This is a genomic window from Pseudomonas sp. CCNWLW23 (genome assembly GCF_037095675.1).
Lineage (GTDB): Bacteria > Pseudomonadota > Gammaproteobacteria > Pseudomonadales > Pseudomonadaceae > Aquipseudomonas > Aquipseudomonas atacamensis.
Genome location: NZ_JBAWKM010000016.1, coordinates 85,573 through 101,431 on the forward strand (window position 1 = coordinate 85,573; position 15,859 = coordinate 101,431).

Here is a 15,859-nt window from a genome sequence, read left to right on the forward strand (position 1 = left end):
AATCGCTGTATGAATTACTTCAGATACTCAACCCCTGAGTGTTATTGACTGGTCGCTCACCCTGAGTGCTCTGACGGAGGATTAATGGATTTCTGGACCCTTTTCCAGGTATTGATATTGGGCGCGGTTGAAGGCCTGACCGAATTCTTGCCCATTTCAAGTACCGGCCACCAGATTATTGTCGCCGACCTGCTCGAGTTTGGCGGCGAACGCGCCATGGCGTTCAACATCATTATTCAACTGGGGGCCATTCTTGCTGTGGTTTGGGAATTTCGTCCGAAGATCTTCGAAATCGTCAAAGGCCTGCCCACCGAGCGCAACGCGCAACGTTTCACCCTTAATCTGCTGATCGCGTTTTTCCCGGCCGTTATCCTCGGCGTGTTATTCGCCGACGCGATTCATGAATACCTGTTCAACCCAATCACCGTTGCGGTGGCCCTGGTTGTTGGCGGCATCGTCATGTTGTGGGCCGAACAGCGCAGCCATGTAGTCAGCGTCGAACATGTCGACGACATGCGCTGGTCCCACGCGTTGAAGGTCGGTTTCGTACAATGCCTGGCGATGATTCCCGGCACCTCGCGTTCCGGCTCGACGATCATCGGCGGTCTGCTCTTCGGCCTTTCGCGCAAAGCCGCCACCGAGTTCTCGTTCTTCCTCGCCATGCCGACCATGGTTGGCGCCGCCGTGTACTCCGGCTACAAATACCGCGACCTGTTCCAGCCCAACGATCTGCCAGTCTTCGCCCTCGGCTTCGTCACCGCGTTCATCTTCGCCATGATTGCTGTGCGTGGCCTGCTCAAATTTATCGCCAACCACAGCTATGCCGCGTTCGCGTGGTACCGGATCGGTTTTGGTTTGTTCATTCTGGCAACCTGGCTGTTTGGCTGGGTGAACTGGACCGCCGCAGCGGCCGCCTGATCACTGCGCGCTGATCAACGCCGCCACGGCGAGATCGTTTAACGTCGAATCCGACGACTCCTGACGAAAGCGCTGCAAGGCCGAGGTGAAATACGCGGCTTGCAGCATGCCGTCGCTGGCCAGATAGAGTCGCGCGTCTTCTTGCTCCTCGGCAGAGTAAACACGCTTGTGACTGTCGGTCGTTTCCTGGCTAGACGAAATAGGTGCGAGGATTAAAGACACCAAAGTGAAGCCGGAAAGCTGCGTCACCTCCCACGGCGTATCGGTACGGCCCATGCAAAAGCCATCGCAGTGCGCATAAACGTCGGAAGTGAAGCTGAACAAGGCGAGGAGGGTGAAACGCTTGAAACCTGAAAAAGTAAACGCGGGCATAAACAAAAGACATCCTGTCAGTACATCAAAATACCGGGCAACGCTCATGCGCCGCCCGCACACTCAAACCATCAATCAACGCCCTTCAAGCAACTCAGCCGCCTGATCCAGCAACGCCAGCGGATCCTTGGCCTTGTGAATATCCACCGACAACAACTGACGAAACTTGCGCGCCCCGGGGAACCCTGTGCCCAAGCCCAGCACATGCCGAGTGATGTGATGCATCGCACCACCGGCCAGCAAATGCTCGGCGATATAAGGCCGCAACTGCGCCAACGCCTCAGCCCGACTGATCACCGGAGCGGTACTGCCGAACAGTTGCTGATCGACCTCCGCTAGCAGATAAGGATTGTGATAAGCCTCACGCCCCAACATCACGCCATCGAACGTCTGCAGATGCTCATGGCAGGCCTCCATGGTCTTGATCCCGCCGTTCAGCACAATCTCCAGCTCCGGAAAATCCGCCTTCAACTGCGCCGCCACGTCATAGCGCAACGGCGGAATGTCGCGATTCTCCTTCGGCGACAACCCCTCGAGGATCGCAATCCGCGCATGCACGGTAAAACTCGTGCATCCGGCATCCCGAACAGTGCCGACGAAATCGCACAGCTCGGCATAACTGTCGCGCCCGTTAATGCCGATCCGGTGCTTCACCGTCACCGGAATCGACACCGCATCACGCATCGCCTTCACACAATCGGCCACCAACTGCGGATGCCCCATCAGGCACGCGCCGATCATGTTGTTTTGCACACGATCACTCGGGCAGCCGACGTTCAGGTTCACCTCGTCGTAGCCATGTTCCTGCGCCATGCGCGCGCAGGCGGCGAGATCGAGCGGAACACTACCCCCGAGCTGCAACGCGAGCGGGTGCTCGGCTTCGTTGTGACGCAGGAAACGTTCGTGATCGCCGTTGAGCAGAGCGCCGGTGGTGACCATTTCGGTGTAGAGCAGGGCGTTCTTCGATAGGAGACGTAGGAAGAAACGGCAATGGCGGTCCGTCCAATCCATCATGGGTGCCACACTGAAGCGCCGGGACGGCTCAGGCGTTGGTTTTACTGGGCTAAAGCTCTGATTCTGGACCATTTTACTCAACGTGTTTTCGGCGTGCTTTTGGGCGTTTTCAAGGGTTTTCGGGATCTGATGGGTACGATGTACCCATTCGAACTCAATGCGTACCACTTTCGGTTATGGCAGTTGTCGGGACTCGAAAACTGGCGAATGTGAGCTGTGCGTTACACCGCGCAGCACCACATCAGGCGGAATGGAGTGCAAGTCTACCAAGAGAGCGAGATTTGCGCCCCGGAAACGAACTACACGAGCGCGGATCAGAGCTGGATGAGCGGGCGCTCAAGCGGGCGATAACGCAGGATTCGAGTGCATCAATGGCTGCACTTACGTCCAGTCTTGGTTGCGCTGGAAAGACTGAATGACATTCTCGGAGTAGATTGGGGCGCTGCCGCCCCATCTATGACGATCGATGTGGCCTACTTGCTGTTCCATGAGAGCTCACGGCTAACTCATGGTCGGAAAGGGTCAGGTTCGCCAGTGCATTGTTTTATTCGAGCAATAACGTCCGGGCCGGTTTTAGCAATATCGATCCTGCCTGTTGCATCCAGATAAATATCAATGGTTCGGCCCCATTTGGGGCTGATGTCGATGCACCTCTGAAAACCTTTATCAGTCCACCAATCAAACATCATGAAAAAATCGTCATCAGGAAATAGGTAGCCGAACTCGACGGCTGCGCCACCATGCTTGATATCGCCTCTATGAATCCTGTCCTGGGTGTTCCAAACGTAGTGAAATTCTCCCTCACTGTTCGGGGAAAAATTGACCGCTACGACGGGGGAGCCGAGGTACCAGACAGCGATTGGAAGAGCAATGAGCGCCAGAAGGATCCAGCGCCCATACCGGCGTCTGGTTTTATTTGCATTCATGTAGTTTGATTCCTTTTCCCCATTCTTTAGAGGGCACTGCAAGCACCTGATCCATGATCATTTTGGCGGTAATGCCCCCATTGGGATGTTGGCGATAGAGCTTTACGCCGATACTGATGGATATTCGGTCGGGCGCATCGTCCCACGCTCTCAAACCGTCGACATTGCCTGAACGGTTTGGGCCGGGTAGCTCCCACTGTTCTTTTGGTTTCGTTACGACCTCCTGGGCTTTTCGTAAAGCGTCAGAAACGATCTGCTCGCCACCTGCACCATCCAGTAATGCACTTTCGGATAGGCCGCCAGCCCTGCCCACATAGCCGTAATGAATGTTCGACCAAATATCGTAGAAGTAATCGTACTCTCCCTGCTTGTGCCAAACGCCCCCGATAGTCCTGCGGATGATCGGTTTGTGGTCCCATGGGCGATTCTGGCCAACCCGCTCAGTCCAGATAGCCAGAGCCTTTGCCTTCATTCCCAGCGCCAAGCTATAGAAGTCTGGCTTGGGACCGAGCTGAAGGTAAAAGGGCAGTGCCATGTATTCCTTGGTTTTTGCATGTGCGTCGTAGCTGTTCAGTTCCTTCATCTGGCGAACGGCTGGGCTATTTATGTTGGTGTTCATCTCGGCCGCGATGTAAGTCGCCAGTTGCTCCATCATGTCCGGGTCTTTACAGGCAGCGGGTGCGGCTTTTGGCTCGGGTTTCTCTTCGGTTTTTTTATCAGGCTGCTTTGCGGCGGACTTTGGCTCAACCAGAGCATTTGCTGCTTTGGCTTTTTCAGTGAGTTTCGGGTCGGCCAGCAACGTTGCCATCTTCTCATCGTCCAGGGATCCGTCGGGGCGGAAGGCTCCGAGCGCCATGAAATTGATGATCGTTGCACCGCCAGCGTCCCCCATCACGAAGCCGCCACCGACGTCACCTGATCCGGTTATGACTGTGCCGCCGTGACTGGTCGGACTGCCCAAGTGGGCCATTGGGCGACCGTTGACCTGAATAGATGGGAAGCCTGTTGTAATCACCGCTCCGCAACCACACGTATCACCGACTCGAGCAGAGCCCATGAAATTGATGTTTACGTCACCGCTGGCGGAGGCGATCGGGGTAGTGCCGTGACCTGGTAATGGACAGACGTGTTTGTCGCCTAATCGTGCAGAGGAAATCATCCAATATCATCCTTGTTTTCATCGTCCATTGACTTACGCCAGGACTGGCCTGGGTGCTGAAAGGTTACCGGAAAATGGCGAAAGGGTCTCCGAGGAGAGGTGGGACTGGATTGAGGTCACCAACCGCTTGAGGGGCAGACCACTGCCAACACCGGGCGTATGGAGATTTACTGATGAATGAACAAATGGCCAACCAGACGTTGCCAGCGACCACACCCGCCACCGGCGCCGGGACGCAGGTGTTTTCCTTCGGCGAGCCGACGCCGGTGCTGGGTGGTCGTGAGGTTTTCGACTATCTGGAGTGCTGGTTCAACGGGCGGTGGTATGAGCCGCCGCTGTCGCTGGACGGGCTGGCCCGGTCGGTTGGGGCGAGCGTGCATTTGCATTCCGGGTTGATGTTCAAGCGCAACCTGTTGAGTAAGACGTTTATCCCGCATCCGCTGTTGTCGCGGTCTTCGTTTGAGCAGTTTGCGTTGGACTTTCTGTGTCTGGGCAATGGCTATCTGGAAGGGCGGCGTTCGCGGTTGGGCGGGGTTCGTAAGCTGGAGGCGCCGTTGGCGAAGTACATGCGCGCTGGGCCGGATGGGCGGTTTTACCAGGTGCGGGGGTGGAAGGATGAGCACGTGTTTGAGACGGACAGCATTTTTCATTTGCGTGAGGCGGATCTGCACCAGGAGATTTATGGGCTGCCGGAGTGGATTAGCGCTTTGCAGTCGGCGTTGTTGAACGAGTCTGCGACGTTGTTTCGGCGCAAGTATTATGAGAACGGCAGCCATGCCGGGTTCATCCTGTACATGACCGATGCGGCGCAGACGGAGGCTGATATTGATGCGTTGCGGAAAGCGTTGAAGGAGTCGAAAGGGCTTGGGAATTTTCGGAATTTGTTCGTGTACTCGCCGACCGGCAAGAAGGACGGGATCCAACTGATCCCGGTGAGCGAGGTGGCAGCGAAGGATGAATTCAACTCGATCAAGAATCAGACACGGGATGACGTGTTGGCAAGCCTGCGTATTCCGCCGCAGTTGATGGGGATTGTGCCGCAAAACGCAGGTGGGTTTGGGTCGATCAGAGAGGCAGCGCAGATCTATGCGGCCAATGAGCTGGAACCGATTCAGACGCGTATGTCGCAGTTGAATGAATGGTTGGGTGAAGAAGTTGTCAAGTTCAAACCATATTATATCCCCGCAGGGAGCGAAACTTCCGCATAGTAAGCCAATTCGCGAGCCGGTGCTTCAACACCGGCTCGACGTTTTTTAAATGTCTAACTCCAAAATATCTGATGGCTTCCAAAGCCCTGTGACACTTTCGAACTCTACATCCTTCCAGTTTTCTGACCATTTACTAAAAAATGCAATATCTACAGAGTTCGGTGTTGCTATGCATTTGTCGATTTTTACCATGGAGGGAATTATTATTGAGTCCCCAATTATAAGTGCTTCGCCCGACTGCAGGGTGGGTAGATTTGATATTAAATCCCCAGAGGTGTCTGGTAGTAGTTTTCGTACATAACTCTGGTCGTCTGGATTTGTCAGGCGCATGGCAACAAAGTTACTGCATTGAGAGAAAATGGTTTCCGAGACTTCAGATGGGCGTTGACTGACTATGGCAAGTGTAACGCCATATTTTCGACCTTCTTTGGCGATCCTCTCAATCGCATTTTTGGATGCGCGATAACGTGTTAAGTCGCTGCGGGGAACATATTTGTGCGCTTCTTCATAAACTAGAAGGATAGGTGTCTCGCAGTCCGACTGTTGTGATAAAAGTCTTTTATAGTAGTATCCGAACTCGAACAAAATCCTGGATATTAAAGATACAGTGATGCTTAGTACTTCAAAAGGTATTCCGCTCAAGTCAATGACGGTAACGTTCGCTTCATTATTTTTTTGATAACCTAGAAATTGTTCTAACACGCCCTCGATAGTAAGTTCGTCAACGTTCTTGAATAGGAAGTCCAACCTTGAGTTGCTGATTGTGTTCTCCAGTCGCATTATAAATCGTTCAAAATCACCAGTGTAAGGACCGTTTACAAAGTCTGCGCTAAGTTTGTCGAATTCATACTCATTTTGGAAGTATTCGGGGATGCGCGACTCAAATGATTTGTTGTCCTTGTCTTCTGGTTTGCGCCCCTTTTTTTTGTTGATGAGTTCGGAATTCATGTTTTTGATGTACCGCATTACCTCGTGTATATCAAATTTAAGTGGTGAGTCAAAGAAAACTTTTTTCCCTTCGTTATGAAGTTTTTTGTTTTCAATGACAGCGTATCTAAATTGAGAAACTTGATTGTATGAATTGTTTTCTGAGCTTTCGATGAATAATTCGCTCAGTTCCTCACCGTCAAATAGCCAGTAAGGAATTTTTAATTTTTCTGAGTTTAAGTAATTACAGTTTGGGAACGCGCTTTTATATTCTCCATGTATGTCAAATATGACGATGTGAGAATTGTTTAGCCCCTCGAAATTTCCGTGTTTTGAATCTGCTGCAGATTGGAGGAGTTTTGCAACTGTATGCGATTTTCCCGAGCCTGTTGAGCCAACTATCGCAAAATGCTTGTTAAAAAATTTATTGCCGTTTATAGGCACTCTCGTGTTATGGCTGTTTACAAGTGATGAAAATATTAGTTTGTCTTTTAATGTCAGGTCTGTGGAATAAATATCATCAAGCTCTTTTGCTTCTAATATCCGTATGCTGTTATTAGGTGGCAGGGGGATTCCGTGGCCACCTCGTTTGAATATCATGCCTTCGTCCGTCTCGTGAAGCATACCTATAAGTTTCACGTCTAGTAGAAAAGATGGTGATTTGGCCGGGGAGTTTGCATCGGTTACATAATTATCTTTAACTTTGTAATTGTCTATGACACCGACAACATGTTGTCCCGCGTACTCTCTGCACGGTACCCCGACATAGCTTCCTATACTGAACTCCCCGGAAAATTTCGAAGGATCAACAATCTCGATAATCAACGCGTTTGAAGAGACGCTTACAATTTTGAAGTTTTCGGAATTCATACTTACCTCTTGAATAATTGCCAAATTTCATCGCAGTGGAGTTCGTTAATTTGGAACGAGGGAATGTCGGTGTAATCGCTAAATTTATCCGCGTCGAAATAGTAAATTCTGTCCGGTCGATCGTAATCTGAATTAGATTTTATAAAATTTGCCAGGGTGATGATTCGTGCTTTGTAAGATATTTGTCCTAACGTCTCAAGGGCTCTACCTGTAGCCGTTGTTTTTCGTAAGGATAAGTGTCTTCTGTTGAATTGTTGACTATTGAATTGGATTGATTCATAGCCATCGTTAAAAGTTATGTTTTTAAGTAGCATGCCTTTTTTTAAGGAAGTAATGTCCGGTTGGTCGATGATGAAAGTAATGGGGTGGACATCGTACGTTGGCTTGTTAAATTGCTGTTCGATTATGGAGGTGATCAGGTTTGTGAGTTGTGAAGTCTGTTTAGCTAGATTTATGCCTATGAATAATAAGTTGTTCTGCTGTGGCTGCAGTTTTGGGAAAGCTTTTTTTAATGTTTTTATAAGCGATTCTCGTCCGCTCATATAAGCCAGAGTTGAATAGAAGAATTGATGCTTGCGATCTGTGAGAGAGGAGATTATTCCTTTTCTGGTACAAACTCTCGAATCAATATCTGGATTTGATATTACAAGCCGGCGTAAGTGGTCCGCTAAATAGCAGTAATAGAATGAAGCTTCAGAATCAGTGGCGCAGAAAGCTTGGCTTGCGATTATATTGAGTGCTCGATCAAATTGGGTACTGTGATTAGGTGCGAATATAAGCTGGAATTTAGCTGCGAAGGATTTTTTTAATGAGCTAGGGATGGACTTTATTATTTCATGTTTTTTTCGATGTGCGTCCGAGCAGTTTTTATTTAGTTTGATTTCAAGGATGTTGTCGATTTCAGTGGCATCAAAAGTCTTAATGCTTTCCATTTGGTCGGAGAAGTAACAATAAAGTATGTAGGTTCTATCAGCTGTATCGGACTCGAATTCTTGAATTAACTGAACTACAGGGTCTCGAATTTTTGAAAACGCAAAGGTTTGCGTTTCTTTATATTTGACTTGGGTGACGAAAGCATCCGAGTTTAGATCTTGGATTCTTTCTATAGAAATTTCGTCGGTGTCCGCCGCTGCCGAAAAAATTTCAATGATGGTTTTGTCTATTTGAAAGTCAAAGCCCTTGAGTGCGTAATAACCGCCATCTTCCATAAATTCGCCTTTAGTCGTCAGCTTTGATGCCAGAATAGTGGCGCAAAATTTCAGTGTAGAACACGTTCTCAGTTCTTTCCTCTCCCCTCCAAACTCAAACGGCAAATGGCGCCGCACCAGCTCGATTGAACGCTGGCGCGCGCCGTCGTCCCCCCACCTCGCCTGCGGGCTAAATAGGTCTTTTTTTCCGCAGTCCTGCACCCGGCCAAGCGCCCCCACGGCCGGGCGCTGTAGTAGGGGCGTCGAAGGTCAAAAAGCCTGCGGATCCCTGCGAAGGGTGGGTGTCTGACAGGACGGACCTGGCGAAGCGGAAGGTAGGTAGACGAAACCCTTTCGATGAGGGTTTTTCAGGAACGCCATCGGAAAAAAGTAATGTGGTAATTCCAATACCGGAACACCGGCGAAAGCCCCGTGTTCATTGGCTTTGCTGGCTTACTTCGGAAAGTAATTTTGAGTAATGAAAAAGGTAACGCGGCTGTAAGTGTTTGATTTATAAGGCACTCACAAAAACAAATATTACTTCCTCAAAAGGTAATTATCTTACTTCTACATTACTCAAAAATTACTTCCTGCCGATCCTTTGCAGCCCAGTAAAATCAAGGCTTTCAGCAAGATTGACCGTTTGACTTACCAAAATTACCTTTTTCCGATGCCTTTCCCGAAAAATGGCATCTCTATAAGGCGGCGCAGCCGATGGCCGCTGGGCTCACTCACGAAGATGATAAAGGGACACTCTCGTGCAGGTCCTTTTGCCCGTGCGGAAACGCTTGTAGGAAGTGCTTGGGATTGGAGCGACTGGCGTGTGTGTCGACGATGGGAGAGGACTGTCGCTTGTCCCGCCAGGGGGATAAAAAGAAATGGGGTGGTACGAAAATGGTACGTGCGTTTCTTGATGATGCTGGAGGCCGCGACTTTAGAGGCCTGTAGAATTAGCCATGCCAATCCATCATCGGGGCGACGGAGAAGCGGCGGGAGAGTGTGACGGGTTGTAGGGACATGTGAGGAATCTGGATCAAGAAGGCGAAGGCGCAAGAGTTTATCAGGTCTGCGAACAGGCAAAGGCTTGCGAGGCGCTGTTTGTGGTTGGAACGGGGCTCCGACGCGCTCGGCCTGATGGGAGAAAGTGTATTGCTGAATGTTTTGTGTCCTTCAGTATCGGTTTAAACGGTTACGCCTGCGCGTGTTTAAATCTGACTGGTGAAAGTCATCAGAAGCCTACGTTGTCTTGCGCCTTCCCCTACGCCTAAGACAGAATCCGCCGGCTTGTGCGTCTAGCCTGCGGGTTCTATCGTCCCAGGGTCACTGAAATCAGTGATCGGGTTTGGTAGCCCGTCTCCGTCAGAAGCACAAGACTGCTGTCTTGCGAGGGCGTTTCTCGTCTTCGTTTTATGGTGGTCATGCGCGGGGCGTCTTCGGATGCGCCGGGGTTCCTGACGACCGGTCTACCAACCTGCGTATGGCCTCCACCCTTCGTTTGGTAGCGAGAGTGATGGCTCCTTTTCGTTAATCCGTCAGGAGTTACACCATGTTCAAACCAACACCCAACCCGCCGGAAACCAGTCCCGCATCCCCCTACGAATCCCCCAATTCCAAAAAACTCCACGAAGCCGCCGAGCGCGCGCTTGATCACTATCTCCTTCCCGCCAGCCTAATCAGGGCCAGCACCGATGCGCCCGAACGCATGTACCTCGCCAATCCGAAGTACGACATGGAATCCCTGTTGGCCAATGCCTGCGAAACCCTGGGTTCTGCCTCCGAAATGCTCAACAACTTTGCCGCGACGCTGGATAACTCGCGCCGCAAATCTGCGCTAGGCATTGCGCAGGTGGTGATGTTGGCGGAGTTGGCGGTGAATCAGGCGTTGGATAAGGTTGAAATCAAGCCGTAAACCCGTGTCCCTCTGTGGCATGCGGCACGCCGTTGCTGCAGAGGGGCGGGGTTCTGCATTGACATTTTCATCGTCTTTTCACGCCAGTAGCGATCTGCCATAAATAATGATGGCAATGCGTCATCACGTCGCGCAAAAAGTTCAACGATTATACAAAAATATAAAGTTGTACAAGTTTTCGCAAAATTAATAGCATCCCTCCAGACACCTTTGCTGAAACGATAAATCCAGCCTGCATATGCTCTGTTGCGACGTGATGGATTTGTCTGCCGGTGCTCGCGTCGGGTTGTTTTCGACGCTTCAACAGCATCGGCATTTGCATTTCCGGGACAGCTGGAGCGTCCCGTATTACGCCCTGGATGACGACCCCCGAATGCCTGGACGGTGACTGTGGTTACCGGAGATCAATTTTTGTGCCTGGCGTTTCGCGTCAGGACGTTTGAGGCTGAATATGGCAGTAGCATCGAATTTCCTCGGTGACATCAAAGTTTCCCGCAAGCTGGGAACCGGCTTCGGCATTCTTCTGCTGGCCGTTTTGGCGGTTGCCTTCATTGGCTATAACAGCAACAGCGTGCTGGTTGATCGCTTGAGTACGACGCGTCTGATCGGCACGTTGAATGACGCTACGCAAAATATGCGTCTGTCCGAGAAACAGTACGAAGCCGCCGCTGACGCAGCGTTCGCCGAGTCCTATAACGCGCAGTTGAATGTCTTGCAGGGCCTTGTGGGCAAGGCGCTGGACACCTTGACCCGCGCTGAAAACCAGCAAGCCTTGAAGGCTTTGCAAACCACGATTGTTGCCTACGATCAGAAGGTCAAACGGCTGATCGCTGCCGATCAGTCGACCACGGATGCGCTGAAACCGCTGACGGCGCTGTCGGACAAGTACGCGCAAACTTTTGCCGGCATGCTTGAAGGCACCACGACCAGTGCCTTGGCGTCTGCCGATGGTGAACGCGTTCGGGAGCTGCGCACGGTGGCTGACTTGCGCAATGGCATGACCACGTTTCGCCTGATGTTGCGTCGTTATATTGCGGTGCCCAACGAGGTGAACAAAAAACTGCTGATGGAAACCATCGATAGCTTCTTGAGTGATATCAGCAAGGCGCGCACCAGCCTGCCGACGGCGCTGTCGAGCCAACTGGAAGAAGCCCACGCCGGCATGCGGCGTTATCGCGAAGTATTGGTGGAAGTGGCCGGGCTGTTTGAGCAGAAGCAGAACATGCGCGAGCAGGTCGACCAGGAAAGCAAGGCGATGGACAAGATCATGAGTGGCTTGATGGACACCCAGCAGCGCCTTGCGCATGAGGATCAGCATTCGGCTTTTATTCAGATGGCGGTATTGACTGCGCTGGCGCTGGTGATCGGGCTGTTGGCTTCGGTGGTCATCTCGCGCCAGATTACTGCGCCGCTGGCGCTGACGGTTGATCTGGCGCGACGGATTGCCAAAGGCGACCTGACGGTCCAGGCCAGGTCTGCGCGCAAAGATGAGTTGGGCGATCTGCAAAATGCGATGCAGGAGATGGCGCAGAACCTGAACACGCTGGTGCAAGGTATCGGCAATGGCGTCACGCAGATTTCCACCTCTGCGGAGAAGCTCTCGGCCATGAGCGAGCAGACCAGCGCGGGTGTACGTCAGCAAAAAAGCGAAGTGGATCAAGTTGCCACGGCGATGCATGAAATGGCTTCGACGGTGCAGGAAGTTGCGCGTAACACCACCGATGCCTCCGCTGCCGCGACCCTCGCCGATCAGCAGGCGCGCCACGGCAGCACGGTGGTGAAGCAGGCGACGGTGCAGATCAGCGAACTTGCCATGGCCATTGAAGAGTTGGGCGGTGCGATGAACGTGCTGACTCAGGACAGCGAGCAGATCGGCAAAGTCATCGATGTGATCAAAGCCGTCGCCGAGCAGACCAATCTGCTCGCGTTGAACGCCGCTATCGAAGCCGCTCGGGCGGGTGAGCAGGGTCGTGGTTTTGCTGTGGTGGCAGACGAAGTGCGCTCGCTGGCGCAGCGCACGCAGGACTCGACCAAGGAAATCGAAGCGCTGATCGTCACCCTGCAACAAGGCACGCAAGCGGCCGCGACGCTGATGACCTCAAGCCGCGAGCGCACCCTCGATACGGTGGTACTGGCGCAGAAGGCCGAATTGGCGATTACCGAGATCAATCAGTCCATCGGTACGATCCAGGAGATGAGTCTGCAGATCTCGGCCGCCGCCGAACAGCAAAGTGCCGTGGCCGACGAAATCAACCGCAGCATTGTCAGTGTGCGTGATGTGGCTGACCAGTCGGCTGTCGCCAGCGAAGAAAGCGCGGCGGCGACGATTGAGTTGGCGTCACTGGGGCAGGACCTGCAGCGAATGACCGCGCATTTCCGCACCTGATCTTTTCAACTTGGCGCACGCGGGGCCTTCAACTATTCAGGCGCCGCGGGGCTGAAGTTATTGCCTCGTTTGCAGATAACTAAGGCCAGCAGCTGTTTTATTTATCGCCATGGAAGGTTGCACGCCATCATCAGGTGGTTCATGACCGACTTTCCAAAATCATTCGCGTCTCCCGGAGGCTGCCAGGGCTGTAGGAACAAAGGCGTGCCGGAGATGGCTTTCGCCTTCGCTTTCCAGCCCATTGTGGACCTGCGCGATCAAACGACGTTTGCCCATGAAGCGTTGGTTCGCGGCGTAAACGGTGAAGGCGCCTTGTCTGTCCTGGAGCAGGTGGACGATCAGAACCGTTACCGATTCGATCAACTGTGTCGAGTGCGGGCAATTTCCACCGCGGCTGACTTAGGCATGACGCAGTACCTGTCGATCAACTTTCTGCCGAATGCCGTTTACCGGCCGGAGATGTGTATTCGCAGCACGCTGGAAGCGGCGCGCACATACGGCTTTCCGCTGGAGCGGCTGATCTTCGAGGCTGTGGAAGGCGAACACGTCGAAAGCAACAAACACTTGATGAATATCTTGCGTGAGTATCGTGAGTTTGGTTTCAAGACGGCCATCGACGACTTTGGCGCAGGCTATTCCGGCCTTAACTTGTTGGCGGATTTTCAACCGGACCTGATCAAGCTGGATATGGCGCTGATCCGCAATATTCACCGTGACCGCGTACGCCAGACCATCGTGCGCAACGTGGTGAACATGTGTAAAGAGTTGGGCGTGGAAGTGATCGCCGAGGGCATAGAAGAGGCCGAGGAAAGAGACTTTCTCGCCGATTGCGGCATTTATCTGATGCAGGGCTACTGGTTCGCCAGGCCCTCGTTCAAATCGTTGGCGCAGATCTCGACGAGTGCGTGGCTGGGGAGATCATCCAATCCGCGCTCTTATGCAAAACATTGACCCCCACCGACACTGGCTGCCGTCGGTGCCATGCGCCTGAATGCCGGTTGTTCTGCGGTCACGGGTTGCGTCGGGTTTCCAGCAGCGTAAATAACCCCATGCCTGCGAGCATCGCCAATACGAAAACCATTGCCTGCCAGTGGCCCGTCAACAGGATGGTCACTGCCGGGCCAGGGCAGATGCCGGCTATCCCCCAACCGACGCCGAACAGCAGGCCGGCCAGGAATGCATTCAGTTTGAGCACGTTCAGATTCCCGACACCGCGTGCATTGAGCGAACCGTTCCCTAAACGCGCGCGGTGGCCGGGTTCAGTGGCTTACTGCGGCACCGCTATCCACTCACTCAACGTCTGCTGATACTTGCCAGTGACCTTGCTCAAATGCAGCCACTGATCGACATACAGTTTCCAGCTGATGTCGTCGCGTGGCAGCAGGTAAGCCTTCTCCCCGTACTGCATGTACTTATGCGGATTCACAGCGCACAACCCCGGTTTGAGTTTCTGCTGATACAGCGCTTCCGAGGCGTCGGTGATCATCACGTCGGCTTTGTTGTCGAGCAGTTGCTGGAAGATCGTCACGTTGTCGTGCAGGGCCAGTTGCGCTTTGGGCAGGAAGGCGTGGACGAAGGCTTCGTTGGTGCCGCCGGCCGGTTCCACCAGGCGCACGTTGGGCTGGTTGATCTGGTCGATGGTCTGGTATTTGGACTGGTCGGCGCAGCGCACCAGCGGGATCTTGCCGTCGGTGTCGAGGGTGTTGCTGAAGTAGGCTTTTTTCTGCCGTTCCAGTGTGACCGAGATGCCGCCCATGCCGATGTCGCATTTGCCGGCCTGCATGTCAGGCATCAGGGTTTTCCAGGTGGTCTGCACCCATTGCACCTTGACGCCGAGGCTGTCGGCCAGGGAGCGGGCCATGCTGATGTCGATGCCTTCGAAGTCGCCGTCGCTGCGCTTGAAGGTGTAGGGCTTGTAGTCGCCGGTTGTGCAGACGCGCAACTGGCCTTGTTGCTGAATGCTGTCGAGGTGGGACGAGGCCGGGTCGGCGTAAGCGCCAGTCGCCAGGGTCAGCAGGCCGCCGAGGATCATCGTGCTTTTTAGTGTTGTCATTGAGATCGGCTTCTGAAAGGGAAGGTGGCCCAGTGTAGTGAAAGCCTTCCACGGGTGTCATCCCGGGTCCGGACTCAATGTGCCCAGCCACGCCACCAGCGCCACGATCAGCAGGGCAAGGGCCAGCTCCATCACCACACTGCGTCGCAGCGCTTTCGCGGCGATGAGGTACTGGCCGTCGCGCAGCGATTGTTGCAGTGACGGTCCAAGATGAAAGCGGTTCAACGCAGCCAGCACCAGCATCACGGCAAACGCTAGCACCTTGATCGTCAGCAGCTGCCCGTAGGTCCCGAACAGCACTCCGTCGAGCCTTGGGCCGACGATGAAAAGATAATTCATCACGCCGGTGACCGACACCGTCAGCACGATCAACGCGCCCACCCATTCGAAGCGTTTCACTGCATCGGCGATCAAGCGAAGGCGTGTATCACCGATCCGCCCGCTCACCATCAACACCAGCGCCAGCAAGGCACCCAACCACGCTCCCGCCGCAAGCAAGTGCAAGATGTCGCTGAGAAAGTGCCAGAACCGCAGCCATCCTTCGTCCATCGCTCCGTGCCCGCTCCATGCCAGCGAAGCGAGGGCAATGGCGCCTGCCAACGACGCTGGCCATAGACCGGGCCGGATCACTACGATGGCCAGCGCTGTCATCCGCAGCGCGCACGCCAGGCCGACGTCCGTTTCCAGCAGCATCATCTGCAGGTGCGGCCACAACGCCGCGAGCTGGGTTTCGCCACTCATGGCGCGGGTCATCAACACTAGCCCGGCCACTGACAGCAATGCCCCTGTCACCGCCATGCCCCGCAACAACGGACGGAACCGCAGCAGCGCGTTGAAGCTGTACAAGCCAAACAACGCCAGCCCGAACAACAGCAGCAAATCCACATACAAGGCGAACCGCAGGATGATGTTGAGCAGGTCCGCCATTGT

13 protein-coding genes and 2 pseudogenes are annotated in these 15,859 nt (G+C 53.4%); 6 read left to right on the forward strand and 9 right to left on the reverse strand.

Annotated elements, in window-relative coordinates:
- Positions 1–84: 84 nt before the first annotated feature.
- A complete protein-coding gene (locus V8J63_RS19725; protein ID WP_336464519.1) occupies positions 85–918 on the forward strand; it encodes an undecaprenyl-diphosphate phosphatase in 834 nt (277 codons plus the stop codon).
- Here the strand turns inward: V8J63_RS19725 and V8J63_RS19730 are convergent, their stop codons facing one another.
- The 4 genes from V8J63_RS19730 to V8J63_RS19745 form a co-directional block, all read right to left on the reverse strand.
- Entirely contained in the window at positions 919–1,338 is a 420-nt protein-coding gene (locus V8J63_RS19730; RefSeq protein ID WP_240783227.1) for a DUF2388 domain-containing protein, read from the reverse strand. It abuts the gene before it with no gap.
- 27 nt (positions 1,339–1,365) lie between these two features.
- Positions 1,366–2,376 (reverse strand): tRNA dihydrouridine(20/20a) synthase DusA, encoded by a 1,011-nt coding sequence (dusA, locus tag V8J63_RS19735; RefSeq protein WP_129999660.1) that lies wholly within the window; start codon positions 2,374–2,376, stop codon positions 1,366–1,368.
- 434 nt (positions 2,377–2,810) lie between these two features.
- On the reverse strand, positions 2,811–3,230 hold the full coding sequence (locus V8J63_RS19740; protein ID WP_016775446.1) for a hypothetical protein: 420 nt from the start codon (positions 3,228–3,230) through the stop codon (positions 2,811–2,813).
- Positions 3,217–4,389: a polymorphic toxin type 44 domain-containing protein gene (locus tag V8J63_RS19745; RefSeq protein ID WP_038861919.1), complete on the reverse strand. Its 1,173-nt coding sequence runs from the start codon at positions 4,387–4,389 to the stop codon at positions 3,217–3,219. The genes V8J63_RS19740 and V8J63_RS19745 overlap by 14 nt, the downstream gene beginning before the upstream one ends.
- Before the next feature lie 185 nt (positions 4,390–4,574).
- On the opposite strand from V8J63_RS19745, the gene V8J63_RS19750 reads away from it, so the two are divergent.
- Entirely contained in the window at positions 4,575–5,597 is a 1,023-nt protein-coding gene (locus V8J63_RS19750; protein WP_232245456.1) for a phage portal protein, read from the forward strand.
- Positions 5,598–5,642: 45 nt separating this feature from the next.
- Here V8J63_RS19750 and V8J63_RS19755 read toward each other — a convergent pair whose 3' ends face one another.
- Both V8J63_RS19755 and V8J63_RS19760 read right to left on the reverse strand, forming a co-directional pair.
- The gene (locus V8J63_RS19755; protein WP_052392139.1) at positions 5,643–7,394 is read right to left on the reverse strand and encodes an ATP-binding protein; all 1,752 of its coding nucleotides are present in this window, start codon (positions 7,392–7,394) and stop codon (positions 5,643–5,645) included.
- A gap of 2 nt (positions 7,395–7,396) precedes the next feature.
- Positions 7,397–8,821 (reverse strand): hypothetical protein, encoded by a 1,425-nt coding sequence (locus V8J63_RS19760; RefSeq protein WP_197891077.1) that lies wholly within the window; start codon positions 8,819–8,821, stop codon positions 7,397–7,399.
- 1,306 nt (positions 8,822–10,127) lie between these two features.
- Between V8J63_RS19760 and V8J63_RS19765 the strand changes: the two genes are divergently transcribed.
- The 4 genes and pseudogenes from V8J63_RS19765 (at position 10,128) to rimA (ending at position 13,827) form a co-directional block, all read left to right on the forward strand.
- Positions 10,128–10,490: a DUF6124 family protein gene (locus tag V8J63_RS19765; protein WP_197891079.1), complete on the forward strand. Its 363-nt coding sequence runs from the start codon at positions 10,128–10,130 to the stop codon at positions 10,488–10,490.
- A 451-nt stretch (positions 10,491–10,941) separates the two neighbouring features.
- A pseudogene (locus V8J63_RS27835) lies at positions 10,942–12,018 on the forward strand (methyl-accepting chemotaxis protein); the annotation flags it as partial.
- Positions 12,019–12,096: 78 nt separating this feature from the next.
- Entirely contained in the window at positions 12,097–12,876 is a 780-nt protein-coding gene (locus V8J63_RS27840; protein WP_372339877.1) for a methyl-accepting chemotaxis protein, read from the forward strand.
- Between the two features lie 141 nt (positions 12,877–13,017).
- The gene (rimA, locus tag V8J63_RS19775; RefSeq protein ID WP_336464521.1) at positions 13,018–13,827 is read left to right on the forward strand and encodes a S6 modification regulatory phosphodiesterase RimA; all 810 of its coding nucleotides are present in this window, start codon (positions 13,018–13,020) and stop codon (positions 13,825–13,827) included.
- Between the two features lie 58 nt (positions 13,828–13,885).
- Here rimA and V8J63_RS19780 read toward each other — a convergent pair.
- The 3 genes and pseudogenes from V8J63_RS19780 to copD form a co-directional block, all read right to left on the reverse strand.
- Positions 13,886–14,041: pseudogene (locus V8J63_RS19780) on the reverse strand (DUF6691 family protein); the annotation flags it as partial.
- Between the two features lie 102 nt (positions 14,042–14,143).
- Positions 14,144–14,929 (reverse strand): transporter substrate-binding domain-containing protein, encoded by a 786-nt coding sequence (locus V8J63_RS19785; protein WP_336464522.1) that lies wholly within the window; start codon positions 14,927–14,929, stop codon positions 14,144–14,146.
- A gap of 57 nt (positions 14,930–14,986) precedes the next feature.
- A complete protein-coding gene (gene copD / locus V8J63_RS19790) occupies positions 14,987–15,856 on the reverse strand; it encodes a copper homeostasis membrane protein CopD (RefSeq protein WP_336464523.1) in 870 nt (289 codons plus the stop codon).
- Between the last annotated feature and the right edge of the window lie 3 nt (positions 15,857–15,859).